The sequence below is a fragment of the Curtobacterium pusillum genome (assembly GCF_013359865.1).
Classification (GTDB): domain Bacteria; phylum Actinomycetota; class Actinomycetes; order Actinomycetales; family Microbacteriaceae; genus Curtobacterium; species Curtobacterium pusillum.
In genome coordinates this window covers 70,783-85,938 of sequence record NZ_JABMCE010000080.1, presented here as the reverse complement: position 1 = coordinate 85,938, position 15,156 = coordinate 70,783, and the positions used below count along the sequence as shown (strand labels likewise).

Sequence of the window (15,156 nt, the reverse complement as noted above, 5' to 3'; positions counted from 1 at the left end):
ACACCCGCGGGCAGAACGCCCGACACGCCAGTCTACCGGTAACTCGCAACCGACAGGAGTACAGCGCATGAGCCGTCGGCGAACGTGGATCGAGATCACGATCGTCCTCATGCTGTCACTCGGCGGCAGCGCGCTGTACTCGGTCCTGCAGATCATCGACGACCTGTCGCAGACGACGCCGCTCGGGAAGCAGTCCACGGCGCTCAACGCCTCGACGACCACCGTGCAGTACGTCGACCTCGCACGACAGCTCGTGGGGATCGCGGTCGACCTGGCCCCGGTCGCGCTGGTCTGCTTCCTCCTCTGGAGCACGGCCCGGCCGCACCTCGGCCGGCTCGGGATCGATCGGTTCCGCCCTCGTCCCGACCTGGGCGGTCCCGCGTTGATCGCCCTGTGCATCGGCATCCCGGGGCTCGGCCTGTACTTCGCGGGTCGGGCCCTCGGCTTCACCGTGAACGTGAACCCGGCTGCGCTCGACTCCTACTGGTGGACGGTCCCCGTCCTGCTGCTCTCCGCGATCCGGTCCGGACTGCAGGAGGAGGTCATCGTCGTCGGGTACCTCTACGAACGACTCGGCGGGCTCGGGTGGGGACGCTGGCAGGTCATCCTGTCCACCGCGGTCCTGCGCGGCACCTACCACCTGTACCAGGGCTTCGGCGCCTTCGTCGGGAACGCCGTGATGGGCGTCGCCTTCGGCTGGATCTACACGCGGTGGGGACGACTCCTCCCCCTCGTGATCACGCACTGTCTGCTCGACGCCGCGGTGTTCGTCGGCTACCCCTGGGCCGCCCACGCCTTCCCCCAGCTGTTCCACTGACCTCACCCCCCATTCGGGCGTCGGCGATGCGACGGACCCGTCCGACCCCGTCACGGCGATCCCACAGGGAACCCACAGCGCGGCGCGACGCCGCACCGATCGCGCACCCCTACCGTGAGCACATGAGCATCCCCGAGGTCGGCGACCCCGCGCCGGACTTCACCCTGCCCGGCATGATCGTGCGCGACGGGACCCGCACCGACGACGAGTACGCGCTGTCCGCCGTCATCGGCCGGACGCTCGTGCTCGCCTTCTACCCCGGCGACGCCACGCCGGTCTGCACCGCGCAGCTCTGCAGCTACCAGGAGGAACTGGACGGCTTCGACGACCTCGGCGCGGTCGTCTGGGGCGTCAGCCCGCAGGCGCTCGACTCGCACGAGGCCTTCGCCCGCGGCTCGTCACTCACGCTCCCACTGCTGAGCGACACCGCCGGCGACGCGATCCGCGCGTACGGCGTGCAGGCACCGGGCATCGGGCTCCGCCGGTCCGTGTTCGTCATCGGGCCCGACGGGGTGATCCGCTGGCGCCACGTCGGACTCGTCGGACTCCGCTTCCCGAAGGCCGAGACGATCCGGCAACAGATCGAACTCCTCGTCGCCTGAAACGGCGTGTCGATTTCCTGGATCAACACAACTGGGGTATCGACACCCGAACGGGGGGCCGAGGACCATTGCTGGCACGAGAGGTCCATACAGGATCTGCCTCCCCGGGGAATCGGGTCGTCCGGAGATACGCGCCGGTGTGTCACACCCGCTCCCCGGACGTTCCCGGGGAGGCATCTCGTAACCTCTTCGCTTGTAACCTCTTCCGGTGACCACGATCCTCGCTCCCGGCATGCGTCTGCTCGCCGTCGTCCTGTGGGTCGCGGCCGTCGCCCTCGTCCCCATCGCGCTGCTCAGCGGCGGCACTCCCTGGCTCGCCCCGGTCCCGAGCGTCTTCATCGCGTTCGTCGCGTGGGCGGTCCTCTGGCGGCCCCGCTTCGAGCTCACCCCGGAGCACCTCCGGATCGTCGACGTGCGCCGGACCAGCACCTACGCCTGGCGTCGCGTCACGGAGGTCCGCACCAAGTACGGCATCGAGATCGTCTCGAGCGAGGGCGTCCGTCGCACCTGGCTCGCCACCCGCAACACGGCTCGCCTCAGCGCCGTGGTCGACGGCGGACCGGGAGGCGCGGATCACCTCGACGTCGAAGCCACGGCCGAGCGCATCCGGGCCTTCGTGCCCGCCCCGCCCGCGCAGGACGGCCCGCCTCCGGCCACCGTGACGGCTGCGCCGATCACGCACCGTGCGCACGGGTGGACGGTCCTCGCGATGATCGTCCTCGGCGTCGTCGCGACCATGACGGCCGCGCAGTTCTGACCGCGACCGGCGGGGCGGGGTCGAGCCGCGCCTCCAGTGCGCACCACGAAGAACGACATCCCCGATGTCGTGCGACGTCGGGGATGTCGTTCGGGGTCGGTCGACCGGCGGCTACTCGTCCGAGCCGGCGGCGAGGATCTGCCGACGCAGCTCCCGCCGCTCGCGCTGCACGTCCGGATCCGGCAGCGGCACCGCGGCGATGAGCCGCTGCGTGTACGGGTCCTGCGGGTCGCGGAGGATCTGATCGCGCGTGCCGACCTCGGCGAGGTGACCGTGGTGCAGCACGGCGATCCGGTCCGCCAGGACGTCGATGACCGCGAGGTCGTGCGTGACGAACAGGCAGGCGAAGGCGAACTCGCGCTGCAGGTCCTTGAGGAGCTCGAGGACCGTCGCCTGCACCGAGACGTCGAGCGCCGACGTCGGCTCGTCGGCGATGAGCAGCTTCGGCCGCAGCGCCAGCGCGCGGGCGATGCCGATGCGCTGCTTCTGACCGCCGGAGAGCTCGTGGGGGAAGCGCGTCGAGTAGGCGGTGGGGAGGCGGACGGCCTCGAGGAGGGACTCCACCTCGCGCTCGAGCTCACGGCCCTTCAGGCCCTTGCCGAGGAGCAGCGGCTCACCGATGGACTGGCCGATCGTCATGCGCGGGTTGAGCGACGACGACGGGTCCTGGAAGACGATGCCCGCGTTCTGGTGCACCTGGCGGACGAGCGACCGGGTCGGCTTGGAGAGGTCGACGCCGGTGACCTCGAGCCCGCCCGACGTGATCGGCAGCAGACCGATCGCGGCACGGCCGAGGGTCGACTTGCCGGAACCCGACTCGCCCACGAGGCCGACCACTTCGCCCTCGTGCACGGTCAGGTCGACGCCGTCGATGGCGCGGAACGCCTTGACGCGACCGCGGCCCGGGTACTCGATGACGACGTCCTTGAACTCGAGGACCGCCGGGCCGAGCGTCTGCACGACGTCGGTGTGCGTGAGCGTCGCTCCCGCCTGCGCGGGCGTCTCGTGCTCCACGACCGACTCGAGGGTCTCCGTGAGGTCGATGACGACGTCGCCGGCCTGGCCGAGCCGGGGCACCGCGTCGAGCAGCGTGCGGGTGTACTCGTGCCGCGGGTCGGCGAAGACCTCGCGCACCGTCCCGGTCTCGACTGCGACGCCCTGCTTCATGACCACGATCCGGTCGGCGAGGTCGGCCACGACGCCCATGTCGTGCGTGATGAGCAGGACGGCGCTGCCGAGCTTGCCGGCGAGGTCGCGGAGGAGGTCGAGGATCTCCGCCTGCACCGTCACGTCGAGCGCCGTCGTGGGCTCGTCGGCGATGAGCAGCTTCGGGTCGCAGGAGATCGACTGCGCGATCATCGCGCGCTGCCGCTGCCCACCGGAGAGCTGGTGCGGGTAGGAGTCGAACGCCTTCTGCGGGTCGGGCATCTCGACCATGGTGAGGAGCTCGATCGCGCGGACCTTCGCCTCGCTCGGCGAGATGCCGTAGTGGATGCGGATCGTCTCGACGATCTGCGATCCCACCGTGAACACCGGGTTGAGGGCCGTCATCGGCTCCTGGAAGATGACCGCGATCTCCTTGCCGCGGTACTCCCGGAGCTGCGCGGACCGGAGTCCGAGCAGTTCGGTGCCGTTGAACTCGATCGAGCCGTTCACACGGGCGTTCCGGGGCAGGAGACCGAGGATCGACATCGAGCTCACGGACTTGCCCGAGCCGGACTCGCCCACGAGCGCGAGGACCTCGCCGGACCGGATCTCGTAGGACAGCTGCTTGACCGCGGGGGTCCAGACGTCGTCGACCGCGAAGTCGACGTCGAGCCCGGAGACCTTGACGACGGGGGTGCTGGTGGCGGCCGGGGTGGTGGCCGCGGAGGCGGGCGTGCTCAACGACGTCCGGTCCTTTCCCGGCCGCTCGTGGCGACCGCGTGGGTGGTGATGGAGGAGCGCTGGGGTCGGGGGTGCCGGCGTCCGGAGCGCGCGCTCCGACCTGCGACGATGGAGGCATGCCTGCCTCCCCGACGACGCGCGATGTGTTCGTGTCCAAGTTCAACCGCGGACTCGCCGTCGCGCTCTGGGTGATCGTGGCCCTGCTGTTCGTCACGACCGTCCTGAACGACACGACCTGGGCGGACCGCGCGCTGGCGCTCGTGCCCACGGCGTTCGGCGTCGTGCTCGGCTGGGTCGCGCTCTGGCGTCCTCGGCTGACGGTCGACGACGACGGCATCGAGGTCGTCAACGTGTTCCACACGGTCCGGGTGCCCTGGGCGGCGCTCGTGCACGTCGACACGCGCTTCGCCCTGACGCTCGTCACGCCTCGCCGGAAGATCGCCGTCTGGGCCGCTCCGGCGCCCGGCCGTGCCGGCGTCGCCCTGGCCCGCCGGCAGAACCAGCGTCACGGTCGCGTCGTGCCCGACACCGGCGACGGCAACCGGCGCGCCGGCGACCTGCTGTCCACGGCCTCCGGCGACGCCGCGTACCTGATCCGGCACCGCTGGGACGAGCTCCGCGAGCGCGGCGCCATCGAGCTCGGCACGGCCGACACCACGCGCGTGCCGGTCACCCTGCACTGGGCGTCGATCGCGCTGCTCGCGGCGACCGCCGTCGGTGGCTGGTTCGCCATCGCGGCTCGCTAGGACACGGGGGGACGTCACGCGCTGATCATCTCCGAGCCGGAGGTGTTCTGCGGCTCGCGCGTCTTCCGGAGGCTGAAGCGCTTCGAGCGCGGGTCGAACGCGTCGCGCAGGCCGTCGCCGATGAAGTTCACGCAGAGCGCGAGCAGCACGATGAACGACGCCGGCCACCAGAACAGGTACGGACGCGTCTGGAACGCCGACTGGTTCTGGCTGATGAGCAGACCCAGCGACGAGTCCGGTGCCTTGATGCCGTACCCGAGGTAGCTCAGGGCCGTCTCGAGCAGGATCGCGGAGGCGATGAGGAGCGTCGCGGAGACGATGATCACGCCGATCGCGTTCGGCAGGATGTGGCGGAAGATGATCCGCACGTCCGACGCGCCGGCGACCCGGGCCGCCTCGACGAACTCGCGCTCGCGGAGCGACAGGAACTCGGCGCGGACGAGACGCGCGATGACCATCCACGAGACCAGACCGAGCAGGAGCGCGAGGCCCCACGCGCCGAGGCCGTTCGCCGTCTTGCCGACCACCGCGCCGATCACGATCGCCGGGATCACGATGAAGATGTCGGTGATGCGCATGAGCACCGCGTCGACGGTCCCGCGGAAGTAGCCCGCGATCGCGCCGACGACGACGCCGATGAACGTCGCGAAGACGCCGATCACGATCATCACGAGCACCGAGTTCTGGATGCCGCGCATCGTCAGGGCGAAGTAGTCCTTCCCGATGCGGTCCTGACCGAACGGGTGGTCCGACGTGGGCGCGCCGCCGTTCTGCAGGTCCTCGAGCGCCTTGTACGAGTAGTGCCACCACCCGGGGATCGGGCCGAGACCGACCGCGGAGATGGCGAACAGCAGCACGAGGACGTAGACGACCAGCGCGACGACCGCGAGACGGTTGGCGAGGAAGCGCCGGAGGATGATCCGGCCCTGGCTCTCCCCGACCTGCTTCTCGTGCGATCCGGGCGTCTGCCCGACGTCGGTGCCGTCGCCGATGTTGGGTTCGAGCGGTGCGCCGCCCTGGATGGTGCTCATCGGATGTCCTCCTGGTGGTGCAGGTTCTTCGACGGTGCGATCACTCGGGCGCTCATCGGACGCGCACCCGCGGGTCGAGGGCCGAGTACGCCAGGTCGGCGAGGAAGTTGAACGCGATCGCGGTGATCGCGATGACGAGGAAGTAGCCCATCACCGGGTTGACGTCGGTGACCGAGAGACCGCTGTTGAACAGGCTGCCCATGCCCGAGATCGCGAACACACGCTCGGTGATGATCGCGCCACCGAGCAGCGCGCCGACGTCCGTCGCCACCAGCGTCGCGATCGGGATGAGCATGTTCCGCAGCGCGTGCCGCACGATGACGGTGCGCTCCGGCAGGCCCTTCGCACGAGCGGTGCGCACGTAGTCCTGGTCGAGGACCTCGAGCATGCCCGAGCGGGAGTACCGCGTGTAGCTCGCGAAGCTGATGAGCAGGAGCGAGATCGTCGGCAGCAGCAGGTGCGTGTAGGTGTCGATCCCGGAGATCCAGAAGTCGCCCGTCAGACCCGGCGTGGACGAGCCCACCGTGGCGATCGGACGCGACACGTAGTTCTGCGTGTAGTCGATCCACGAACGCATGAAGCGGTCGAGCAGGATGACGCCGGCGCTGAGGAACGCCGTGAGCGCGCCGATGCGCATCATCAGGCCGCGGTCGTGGCCGCCGACGAAGAAGCCGGAGGCGAGCCCGACCAGCACCGTGACCACCGCGAGGATGAAGATCGTCGCGCCGGACGACACGTTCAGCAGGCCCTGCAGCGCGAAGTAGCAGACGATCGCGATGAGGACGTTGATCCCCGCCACGAGCCAGGCACGCCGGTTCTTCGTGCCGGCGAGCAGCGCGACCATGGCCAGGCCGATGCCGGCGCTGAACAGGATGACGAACACCGGGCCGAGCGATGGGTCGGTGAACCACCCGGTCGCCTGCATGAGCAGGAGCATGCCCGCGGTGACCACTGCGCTGATCGCGCCGACCGTCAGGCGGCGCTTCAGCGTGCCGCCGACCACGAGCTGGATGACCAGACCGACGACGATCGCGATCACCACCAGGTTCACCGGTGGGATCTTGGGGTCGACGAGGAAGTTGTTGTAGTCGAGCGCGATGAACGACTTCAGCAGCACGGCCATCAGGAACGACGGCAGCGAGTACAGGAAGAAGCTGACCAGGGTGATCGAGTAGTCGAAGCCCGAGTAGACGCGCAGCGCGGTCACGACGCCGAGGCCGATGCCGAAGATGATCGCCAGGATGAACGAGAACGTCACCAGCTGGATCGTCGAACCGACTGCCTGCGGGAGGAGCTCCACGACGGGCTGGTTCTGGAAGGTGGTGCCGAGGTCGCACTGACCGATCACGCACTTGCCGACGCCGGTGATCCAGATGCCCCAGCGGAGCGGCGGGATGACGTCGAGGTGCTGTGCCGCGGTCCGCGCAGCGATGAGCTGGTCACGGTTCGGCGAGTTGCTGCTCTGGAGGTCCTGCAGGGGGTTTCCCGCGATCGCCGCCAGGTTGTACATGATGAACGATGCAGCGATGAGGATGAGGACCGAGACGAGGATCCGTCTCGCGATGAAACTCACCATGGGCGATGGGTGCCTCTCCGGTGTGGTGGATCGTACTGCTGGTCGTCCGATCTGGGCGGCCCGAGCAGCAAGAGTACTTGGTCCCGCTACGCGGTCGTCGTCGACTGCGTCAGGCGGTGGTGCCGGGATCGCCGGCGGATCGGGGTGCCGGGCAGGGCCCCGGCTCACGGGAGGGCGCCGGACTCGTCGAGTCCGGCGCCCCCTCGTGTGTGGTGGTGATCAGCGACCGGTCAGGATCACTTCGTCCAGTCCCAGACGTTCCAGACGATGCCCGTCTGGCCGCCGAAGTACTTGACGCCCTTGATCTGCGAGCTCGTCGCGAACAGACCCGGGGTCTGGAACAGCGGCAGACCGTAGCCCTTGTCGAAGGCGATCTTGTCGATCTGCTTCTTCATGTCCTCCAGCTTGCTCTGGTCGAGCGTCGTCTGGGTGTCCACGGCGAGCTTCGAGGCCTCGGCGTCGGCGAACTTGTTGTAGTTGCCCTCGTTGTTCGTCTGGAAGAGCTGCGGGATCGCGGCGTTGCCGGCACCCGGGTTGATCCAGCCGAAGATCGACGCGTCGTAGTCGCCGCCCGCGAGGAGCGAGGACCAGTCGGGCGAGCCGCCGTCGACGACCTTGATGCCGGCCTTGGCGGCCGAGGACTGGATCGCCTGGAACGTGTCCACGCGGTTCGGGTTCTCGGTGTTGTAGAGGATCTTGACGGTCGGGGTGGCACCGTTCAGGAGCTTCTTCGCCTGGGCGATGTCGACCTTCGAGTACTCGTCGGAGTCGTTCGACTTCACGGCGTCCTCATAGCCGTCCTGACCGGGCAGGTAGAGCTGCGAGTCGAGCACCTTGGCGTTCTTGTTGACCGGCGTGACGATCGACTTGAGGATCTGGTCGCGCGGGATCGTCAGGAGGAACGCCTTGCGGACGTTCTCGTCCTTGAACACGGACGAGCCGAAGTTCAGGTCGAGGTGGTCGTAGGCGACCTGCGCACCCTGGAGGACCTTGACCCCGGAGGCGGCGTCGAGCGCCTTCACCGTGTCGGCCGACGGCTGCGGCTGGATCGCGTCGACCTCGCCGTTCTGGAGGGCCGTGACCTGGGCGTTTGCGTCACCGATGAAGCGGACGACGAGCTTGCCGAACTTCACCTTGTGCGCGCCCTTGTACTCCGGGTTCGGCACGAGGGTCATCGACTGCTTCGGGGTCCAGGCGGACACCATGAGCGGACCACCGGAGACGAGCAGCTTCTTGTCGCTCGGCAGGCTGGTCTTGTCGTAGCCGGTGTTGATGAAGTCGGCGACCTTCTTCAGGGTCGCGTTCGCGGCGGCCGGCTTGGCGGGGTCACCGGCGGGGGTGTCCTTGAGCGCCTTGAGCAGGCCGGCGGTGTCGGTGCCCGCCTCTTCCGCGACGACGTGCGCCGGGAACTGGATGGGGTTGACGAGCTGCCAGTCCACGTACGGCTTCTTGTACGTGAGGGTGATCGACGTCTTGGTGATGTCGGTCGGGTAGTCCGTCTGGAACGGCGCCGCGGCGGCGAGCGAGAAGTACTGCGTGCCGCTCGTGACCTTGCCGTCGGCGTCCTGGGTGTCCGAGTCGTAGTACCCGGACTGCTGCGCCCATCCGAGGAGGAGGTCGTCAGAGGTGATCGCCTTGCCGTCGGACCACTTCGCGTCCTTGTTCAGCGTGTACTTGACCTTGAGCGGGTCGTCGCTGAGCTTCTTCACCGTGCCGAGGTCGGTGTTCGGCGTGATCTTGTAGTTCTGGTCCAGCGTGGTGAACTGAGGCTGGGTCATTTACCACAGCATCCCGTTCATGTCCAGGTTGCCCTGGGGGGTGTTGTAGTTGAACGACGTGGCCTCGTTGACCTGCGCGATCGTGATGGTCTTGTTCGACGCCGAACCGGACTCATTGGCACTCGGAGAGGTGGTGCAGCCGGCGAGGGCGATCGCTGCCGCCCCGGCCAGGGCGACGACGCCGAGCAGCTGGCGTCCTCGCTTCTTGGTGATGTTCACTCTGTGATCCTCCTGATGGAATGTGATCGAACGTGCAGGAGGCAGGCTCCACGGCGCGTTCGCAAGAACCCTAGGTGCGTGTCGGAGAGCCCTCAAAATCTCCGGAGAAGTTGTTACACATCGGAAACGTGCACGGTGGATCGTTGCGTGACACTGTGGATACTTGCGCCAGAAGGGTGCATTGCGCAACGCGTGCGCTTGACGGTGCAAACGATTCTGAACAGTCTTGCGAGGAACCCTGGAGCCGATGAACGCTCGGGAAACGTCCGGCCGCCCCATCCGGGACACCGGGACGGTGTCTGGCCGTAGCGTGAACCCGTGCTCGCGAACGACATCCCACACCTCCACGTCCCGTCCTCCCCGACCGTCAGCGGCGATCCCCGGAACGGGGGAACCGCGTTCGTCGCCGTGTCCCGACCGGACTTCGACCAGGACGTGTACCGCAGTACCGTCGAGCAGGTGACGGCCGACGGACCGATCCGCTGGACCTCCGGTGACCGCGACTCGGCACCGACCCTCTCCCCCGACGGGCGGTCGCTCGCCTTCCTGCGGACGGTCGAGGACGACCACGGCGCCTCGCGCCCGCAGCTCGCCGTGTCGCCCGTCCACGGCGGCGAGGCGCGGATCGTCACCGACCTGCCGCTCGGCGCCGGCGCTCCCGTCTGGTCACCCGACTCCACGCGGGTCGCCGTGACCGCACGATTCCCGGAGCCCGGTCGCTACGGCTCGTCCGTGCCCGGTTCCGAACGACGTCCGACGCCGAACGCCGAGGCCCCCAGGCTCATCACCCGGCTCGACTTCCACGTCGACGGAGCCGGGTACCTGGCCGACAAGCCGCAGCAGATCGTGGTCGTCGACGTCAGCGACCGCGACGCGCCCCTCGTGCGCACCGCGTTGACGAGCGCCCCCTGCTCGCTCGCCGCGCCCGCCTGGTACCCGGACGGCAGCGCGCTGCTCGTCATCGCCCCGCGGGACCTCGGCGTCCGGGAGACCCACGACGACGACCTCTACCGCGTGGACGTCACCGACGGCACGATCGACCTCGCGGTCCGGACCGAGGGTTCGGTCAGCTCGAGCACGGTGTCGGCCGACGGCACCGTGTTCTACCTCGGCGCCTCCCACGTCGACGGGCGCCTCGTCGCCGAACCCGAGGGCCTCTGGTCCGCCGTGCACGGATCGGACCCGGTCCGGCTGACGGCGCGCGAGACGGTGGACGTCACCGGCACCCCCGTCGTGCACGGCGACGACGTGCTGGTCGCGGTGCTCGACCGCGGCACCGTCGGGGTCCGGCGCGTGCCCCGCGGCACGACCGCCCCGCTGCAGCTCGACGAGCTCCCCTCCGTGCTCGGCGGCCGCCTCGTGGTCACGGGCTTCGACGTCGACGGCGACGTCCTGGTGGCCACCGCTGCGACCCCGACGTCCCCCGGCGAGGTCCTCGTCGTCGACCTGACGGCCGATGGGCCCGCCGCCACGGGCGGCCCGGCCCGAGCGGACGCCGACGGCGCGGCGACGGTCCAGGCAGCGGCGACGCTCACCGACTACGCCGCCCCGCTCCGCGACACCGCGAGCGCGCCCGGAGTCCGCCGCATCGAGGAGGTCACCGGCACCTCGGCCGACGGCACGCCCGTGCACGGCTGGGTCGTCCTCCCCAAGGGCGACGGCCCCCACCCGGTCCTCCGGGTCGTCCACGGCGGACCGTTCGGCCAGGACACCTGGGCCTTCTTCGACGAGGCGCAGGTCTACGCGAGCGCCGGGTACGCCGTCGTGATCGGCAACCCCCGCGGCTCCGGTGGCTACGGACTCGAGCACGGCCGCGCGGTCATCGGCGCGATGGGCACCGTCGACGTGGACGACGTGCTCGCCCTGCTCGACGCCGCCCTGGAGCGTCCCGACCTCGACGCCTCGCGCGTGGGCATCATGGGCGGCTCGTACGGCGGCTTCATGACGAGCTGGGTCGCCGCCCACCACGGGGACCGCTTCGTCGCCGCCTGGAGCGAGCGCGCCGTGAACGCCTGGGACTCGTTCGCGGGCAGCTCGGACATCGGGTGGTTCTTCGCGGACGCGTACGTCGGCGCCGACCCGGAGGAGCAGCGCCGACGCAGCCCGCTCACGTACGCCGCGCAGGTGGAGATCCCGTTCATGGTGGCGCACTCCGAGGAGGACTGGCGCTGCCCGATCGAGCAGGGGCACCGCCAGTTCGTCGCGCTCAAGCGCGCCGGCGTCGACGCGTCCTTCCTGGCGTTCCCGGGCGAGGGACACGAGCTCTCGCGCTCGGGGCGTCCGCAGCACCGGGCGCAGCGGTTCGAGCACGTGCTGGCCTGGTGGGCGCAGCACCTTCCCGTCACGCCGGTCGCCTGACCCGGCTGACGACGGACTGGAGGCGCGGGGCGGGTCCCGCCCCGCGCCTCCGGTCCGACCGGATCGCGTCGACGACGTGGGTCGCTACGCGAACGCCTCCACCGGCGGGCAGGCGCACACGAGGTTGCGGTCGCCGTACGCCTGGTCGATGCGCCGCACCGGCGGCCAGTACTTGCGGGTGCTGATGCCGGGCAGGGGGTAGACGGCCTGTTCCCGGGTGTAGGCGTGCGCCCACTCCCCCGAGATCACCGACGACGCCGTGTGCGGTGCGTGCACGAGCGGGTTGTCGTCCGCCGGCCACTCGCCCCGTTCGACGGCCGAGGCCTCCGCGCGGATGGCGAGCATCGCGTCGACGAACCGGTCGAGCTCGGCGAGGTCCTCGCTCTCGGTCGGCTCGACCATGAGCGTGCCGGCGACGGGGAACGACATCGTCGGCGCGTGGAACCCGTAGTCCACGAGCCGCTTGGCGACGTCGTCCACCGTGATGCCCGTGGCATCGCGCATCGGCCGGAGGTCGAGGATGCACTCGTGCGCGACCAGCCCGTCCGCGCCCGTGTAGAGCACCGGGAACGCTTCGCGCAGACGTGCCGCGATGTAGTTCGCGCCGAGGACGGCGGCCTCCGTCGCACGGGTGAGCCCCTCGAGCCCCATCATCCGGACGTACGTCCACGTGATGGGCAGGATGCTGGGGCTGCCGTACGGCGCCGCGCTGACCGGGCCCCCGCCGTGCGCCTCACGCCGCGCGCCAACGGCCGTCACGGAACCCGTGCGCCGGTCGGCGTCCTGCGCGAACGGGTGGCCGGGCAGGAACGGCGCGAGGTGCGACTTCGCCGCGACGGGACCGACGCCGGGTCCGCCGCCGCCGTGCGGGATGCAGAACGTCTTGTGCAGGTTGAGGTGCGAGACGTCCCCACCGAAGTCCCCGAAGCGGGCGTGCCCGAGCAGCGCGTTGAGGTTCGCTCCGTCGACGTAGACCTGACCGCCGGCGTCGTGCACCGCGTCGCAGATCTCGCGGATGTCGTGCTCGTAGACGCCGTGGGTGGACGGGTACGTGACCATCAGCGCGGCGAGTGTGTCGCCGTGTTCCGCGACACGGGCGCGGAGGTCGTCGAGGTCGACGTTGCCGTTCTCGTCACAGGCCACCACGACGACCCGCATGCCGGCGAGGACGGCGGACGCGGCGTTCGTGCCGTGCGCGCTGGACGGGATGAGGCAGACCGTGCGCCCCTCGTCGCCGTTCGACAGGTGGTACCCGCGGATCGCGAGGAGGCCGGCGAGCTCGCCCTGGCTGCCGGCGTTGGGCTGCAGCGACACGGTGTCGTACCCGGTGACCTCGGCGAGCCACGTCTCGAGGTCGTCGATCATGTCGAGGTAGCCCTCGACGTCCGCACGCGGGGCGAACGGGTGCACGTTCGCGAACTCCGGCCAGGTCACGGCGGCCATCTCGGTCGCCGCGTTGAGCTTCATCGTGCAGCTGCCGAGCGGGATCATGCCGCGGTCGAGCGCGTAGTCCTTGTCGGCGAGGTGCTTGAGGTAGCGCATCATGCGTGTCTCGCTGCGGTGCGCACTGAACACGGGGTGCGTGAGGTACTCGCTCTCGCGGAGCAGGGCGGACGGGAGGCGCGTGGTGGCGTCGCGTACGGCGGCTTCGGTCGCCGGCGTGGTCACGTCGACCGCCCCGAACACGGCCGCCAGGACGGTCACGTCGTCCGGGGTGGTCGTCTCGTCGACCGACACCTGGAACGTGTCGGCGTCCACGAGGTGCAGCAGGTACCCGGCTTCCCGGGCGGCGTCGACGAGGGCTCCGGCACGATCCCGTGCCCGGAGGGTCACGGTGTCGAAGAAGGCGTCGTGCACGAGCCCGAGCCCGGCTTCCTGCGCGACCGCGGCGAGCGCCGACGCCGTCCGTGCCACCCGTTCCGCGATGAAGCGGAGCCCCTCGGGGCCGTGGTAGACGGCGTACATCGAGGCCATGACGGCGAGCAGGACCTGCGCGGTGCAGATGTTGCTCGTCGCCTTCTCACGCCGGATGTGCTGCTCGCGGGTCTGCAGACTGAGGCGGTAGGCCATCTGCCCGTCGGCGTCGAACGACACCCCGACCAGGCGGCCCGGCAGCTGGCGCTCGAGCCCCGCGCGGACGGCGAGGTACCCGGCGTGCGGTCCGCCGAACCCGAGCGGGACGCCGAAGCGCTGGCTCGTGCCGACGGCGACGTCCGCGCCGAGGTCGCCCGGGGCGGCGAGGAGCGTCATGGCGAGGAGGTCCGCCGCGACGACCGCGATGCCGCCGCCGGCGTGCACGCGCTCGATGGTGCTGCTCGGGTCGACGATCCGACCGGAGCCACCGGGGTACTGCAGGATGACGCCGAACGCGCCGTCGAGCTGGTCGTCGCTCGGGCCCGACACGGCGTCGAACTCCCGCAGTGCGATCCCGACCGCGCGGGCCCGGTGGTCGAGCAGGGCACGGGTCTGCGGCAGCAGGTCGGCGTCGACGAGGAACGCGTCCCCCTTGACCTTGGACGCGCGGCGGGCGAGGAGCATCCCCTCGACCACGGCGGTGCCCTCGTCGAGCATCGAGGCGCCGGCGGTGGCCATGCCGGTCAGGTCGGCCACCATCGTCTGGAAGTTGATGAGCGCCTCGAGCCGGCCCTGTGAGATCTCCGGCTGGTAGGGCGTGTACGCGGTGTACCAGCTCGGGTTCTCGAGCACGTTGCGCTGGATCACGGCCGGTGTGTGCGTGCCGTGGTAGCCGAGGCCGATCATGGCGCGGCGGACGGTGTTGCGACCGGCCTTCGCGCGGAGTTCGGCGAGCGCCTCGGTCTCGCCGACGGCCGCCGGGATCGAGGAGTGCGTCGCCGGGGCCGCCTGGATGGACTCCGGGATCGCGGCGCGGACGAGGGCGTCGAGCGACTCGTGCCCGACGGCGTCGAGCATCGTCCGCTGGTCGGCCGGGGTCGTCCCGATGTGCCGGTCGGCGAAGGACGTCTGGAGGTTCGGGGACGAGCCGGTCATGCGATCGAGGCCCGGTACGCGTCGTGGTCCATGAGGTCCTCGGGGAAGGAGGAGCCGTCGGTCTTGATCTTCACCAGCCAGCCGGCGCCGAAGGGGTCCTGGTTGACGGTGTCCGGGGCGTCCACGACGGCGTCGTTCACCGCGACGACCTCGCCCTCGATCGGGGCGAACAGCTCGCCGACGCTCTTGGTCGACTCGATCTCGCCGATCTGCTCGCCCGCGGTGGTGGCGGTGCCCACGGCCGGGAGCTCGACGTACACGACGTCCCCGAGCTGTTCGGCGGCGTGGTCGGTGATGCCGACCGTGACGGTGTCGCCCTCGACGAGCAGCCACTCGTGGTCGGCGGTGTACTGGAGTGCGGTCTGGTCGGTCATGG

At 70.1% G+C, this 15,156-nt stretch carries 12 protein-coding genes; 5 read left to right on the top strand and 7 right to left on the bottom strand.

Features of this window, described 5'->3' with window-relative positions; all coding sequences use genetic code 11:
* The first annotated feature begins 67 nt into the window (after positions 1-67).
* The 3 genes from HP507_RS11450 to HP507_RS11440 all read left to right on the top strand — a co-directional run bounded on the left by HP507_RS11450 (position 68) and on the right by HP507_RS11440 (position 2,176).
* The gene (locus HP507_RS11450) at positions 68-817 is read left to right on the top strand and encodes a CPBP family intramembrane glutamic endopeptidase (protein ID WP_175351916.1); all 750 of its coding nucleotides are present in this window, start codon (positions 68-70) and stop codon (positions 815-817) included.
* A 122-nt stretch (positions 818-939) separates the two neighbouring features.
* On the top strand, positions 940-1,419 hold the full coding sequence (locus HP507_RS11445) for a peroxiredoxin (protein WP_175351915.1): 480 nt from the start codon (positions 940-942) through the stop codon (positions 1,417-1,419).
* A 208-nt stretch (positions 1,420-1,627) separates the two neighbouring features.
* The gene (locus tag HP507_RS11440) at positions 1,628-2,176 is read left to right on the top strand and encodes a hypothetical protein (protein ID WP_175351914.1); all 549 of its coding nucleotides are present in this window, start codon (positions 1,628-1,630) and stop codon (positions 2,174-2,176) included.
* Between the two features lie 111 nt (positions 2,177-2,287).
* Here the strand turns inward: HP507_RS11440 and HP507_RS11435 are convergent, their stop codons facing one another.
* The gene (locus HP507_RS11435; protein WP_175351913.1) at positions 2,288-4,063 is read right to left on the bottom strand and encodes an ABC transporter ATP-binding protein; all 1,776 of its coding nucleotides are present in this window, start codon (positions 4,061-4,063) and stop codon (positions 2,288-2,290) included.
* A 116-nt stretch (positions 4,064-4,179) separates the two neighbouring features.
* On the opposite strand from HP507_RS11435, the gene HP507_RS11430 reads away from it, so the two are divergent.
* The gene (locus HP507_RS11430; RefSeq protein WP_175351912.1) at positions 4,180-4,809 is read left to right on the top strand and encodes a PH domain-containing protein; all 630 of its coding nucleotides are present in this window, start codon (positions 4,180-4,182) and stop codon (positions 4,807-4,809) included.
* Between the two features lie 14 nt (positions 4,810-4,823).
* Here HP507_RS11430 and HP507_RS11425 read toward each other — a convergent pair whose 3' ends face one another.
* From HP507_RS11425 to HP507_RS17950, 4 genes are all read right to left on the bottom strand, one after another.
* On the bottom strand, positions 4,824-5,840 hold the full coding sequence (locus tag HP507_RS11425; protein ID WP_175351911.1) for an ABC transporter permease: 1,017 nt from the start codon (positions 5,838-5,840) through the stop codon (positions 4,824-4,826).
* Positions 5,841-5,892: 52 nt separating this feature from the next.
* Positions 5,893-7,416, bottom strand: coding sequence for an ABC transporter permease (locus HP507_RS11420; protein WP_175351910.1), 1,524 nt, complete (start codon positions 7,414-7,416; stop codon positions 5,893-5,895).
* Positions 7,417-7,652: 236 nt separating this feature from the next.
* Positions 7,653-9,194 carry an ABC transporter family substrate-binding protein gene (locus HP507_RS11415; protein ID WP_254701070.1) on the bottom strand — a complete coding sequence of 514 codons (1,542 nt, stop codon included), beginning with the start codon at positions 9,192-9,194 and terminating at the stop codon, positions 7,653-7,655.
* The gene (locus HP507_RS17950; RefSeq protein ID WP_254701069.1) at positions 9,195-9,413 is read right to left on the bottom strand and encodes a hypothetical protein; all 219 of its coding nucleotides are present in this window, start codon (positions 9,411-9,413) and stop codon (positions 9,195-9,197) included.
* A 318-nt stretch (positions 9,414-9,731) separates the two neighbouring features.
* On the opposite strand from HP507_RS17950, the gene HP507_RS11410 reads away from it, so the two are divergent.
* A complete protein-coding gene (locus HP507_RS11410; protein WP_175351909.1) occupies positions 9,732-11,771 on the top strand; it encodes a S9 family peptidase in 2,040 nt (679 codons plus the stop codon).
* A gap of 84 nt (positions 11,772-11,855) precedes the next feature.
* Here HP507_RS11410 and gcvP read toward each other — a convergent pair whose 3' ends face one another.
* Together gcvP and gcvH are read right to left on the bottom strand one after the other, a co-directional pair.
* Positions 11,856-14,780: an aminomethyl-transferring glycine dehydrogenase gene (gene gcvP, locus HP507_RS11405; protein ID WP_175351908.1), complete on the bottom strand. Its 2,925-nt coding sequence runs from the start codon at positions 14,778-14,780 to the stop codon at positions 11,856-11,858.
* On the bottom strand, positions 14,777-15,154 hold the full coding sequence (gcvH, locus tag HP507_RS11400) for a glycine cleavage system protein GcvH (protein ID WP_175351907.1): 378 nt from the start codon (positions 15,152-15,154) through the stop codon (positions 14,777-14,779). The genes gcvP and gcvH overlap by 4 nt, the downstream gene beginning before the upstream one ends.
* Positions 15,155-15,156: the final 2 nt, after the last annotated feature.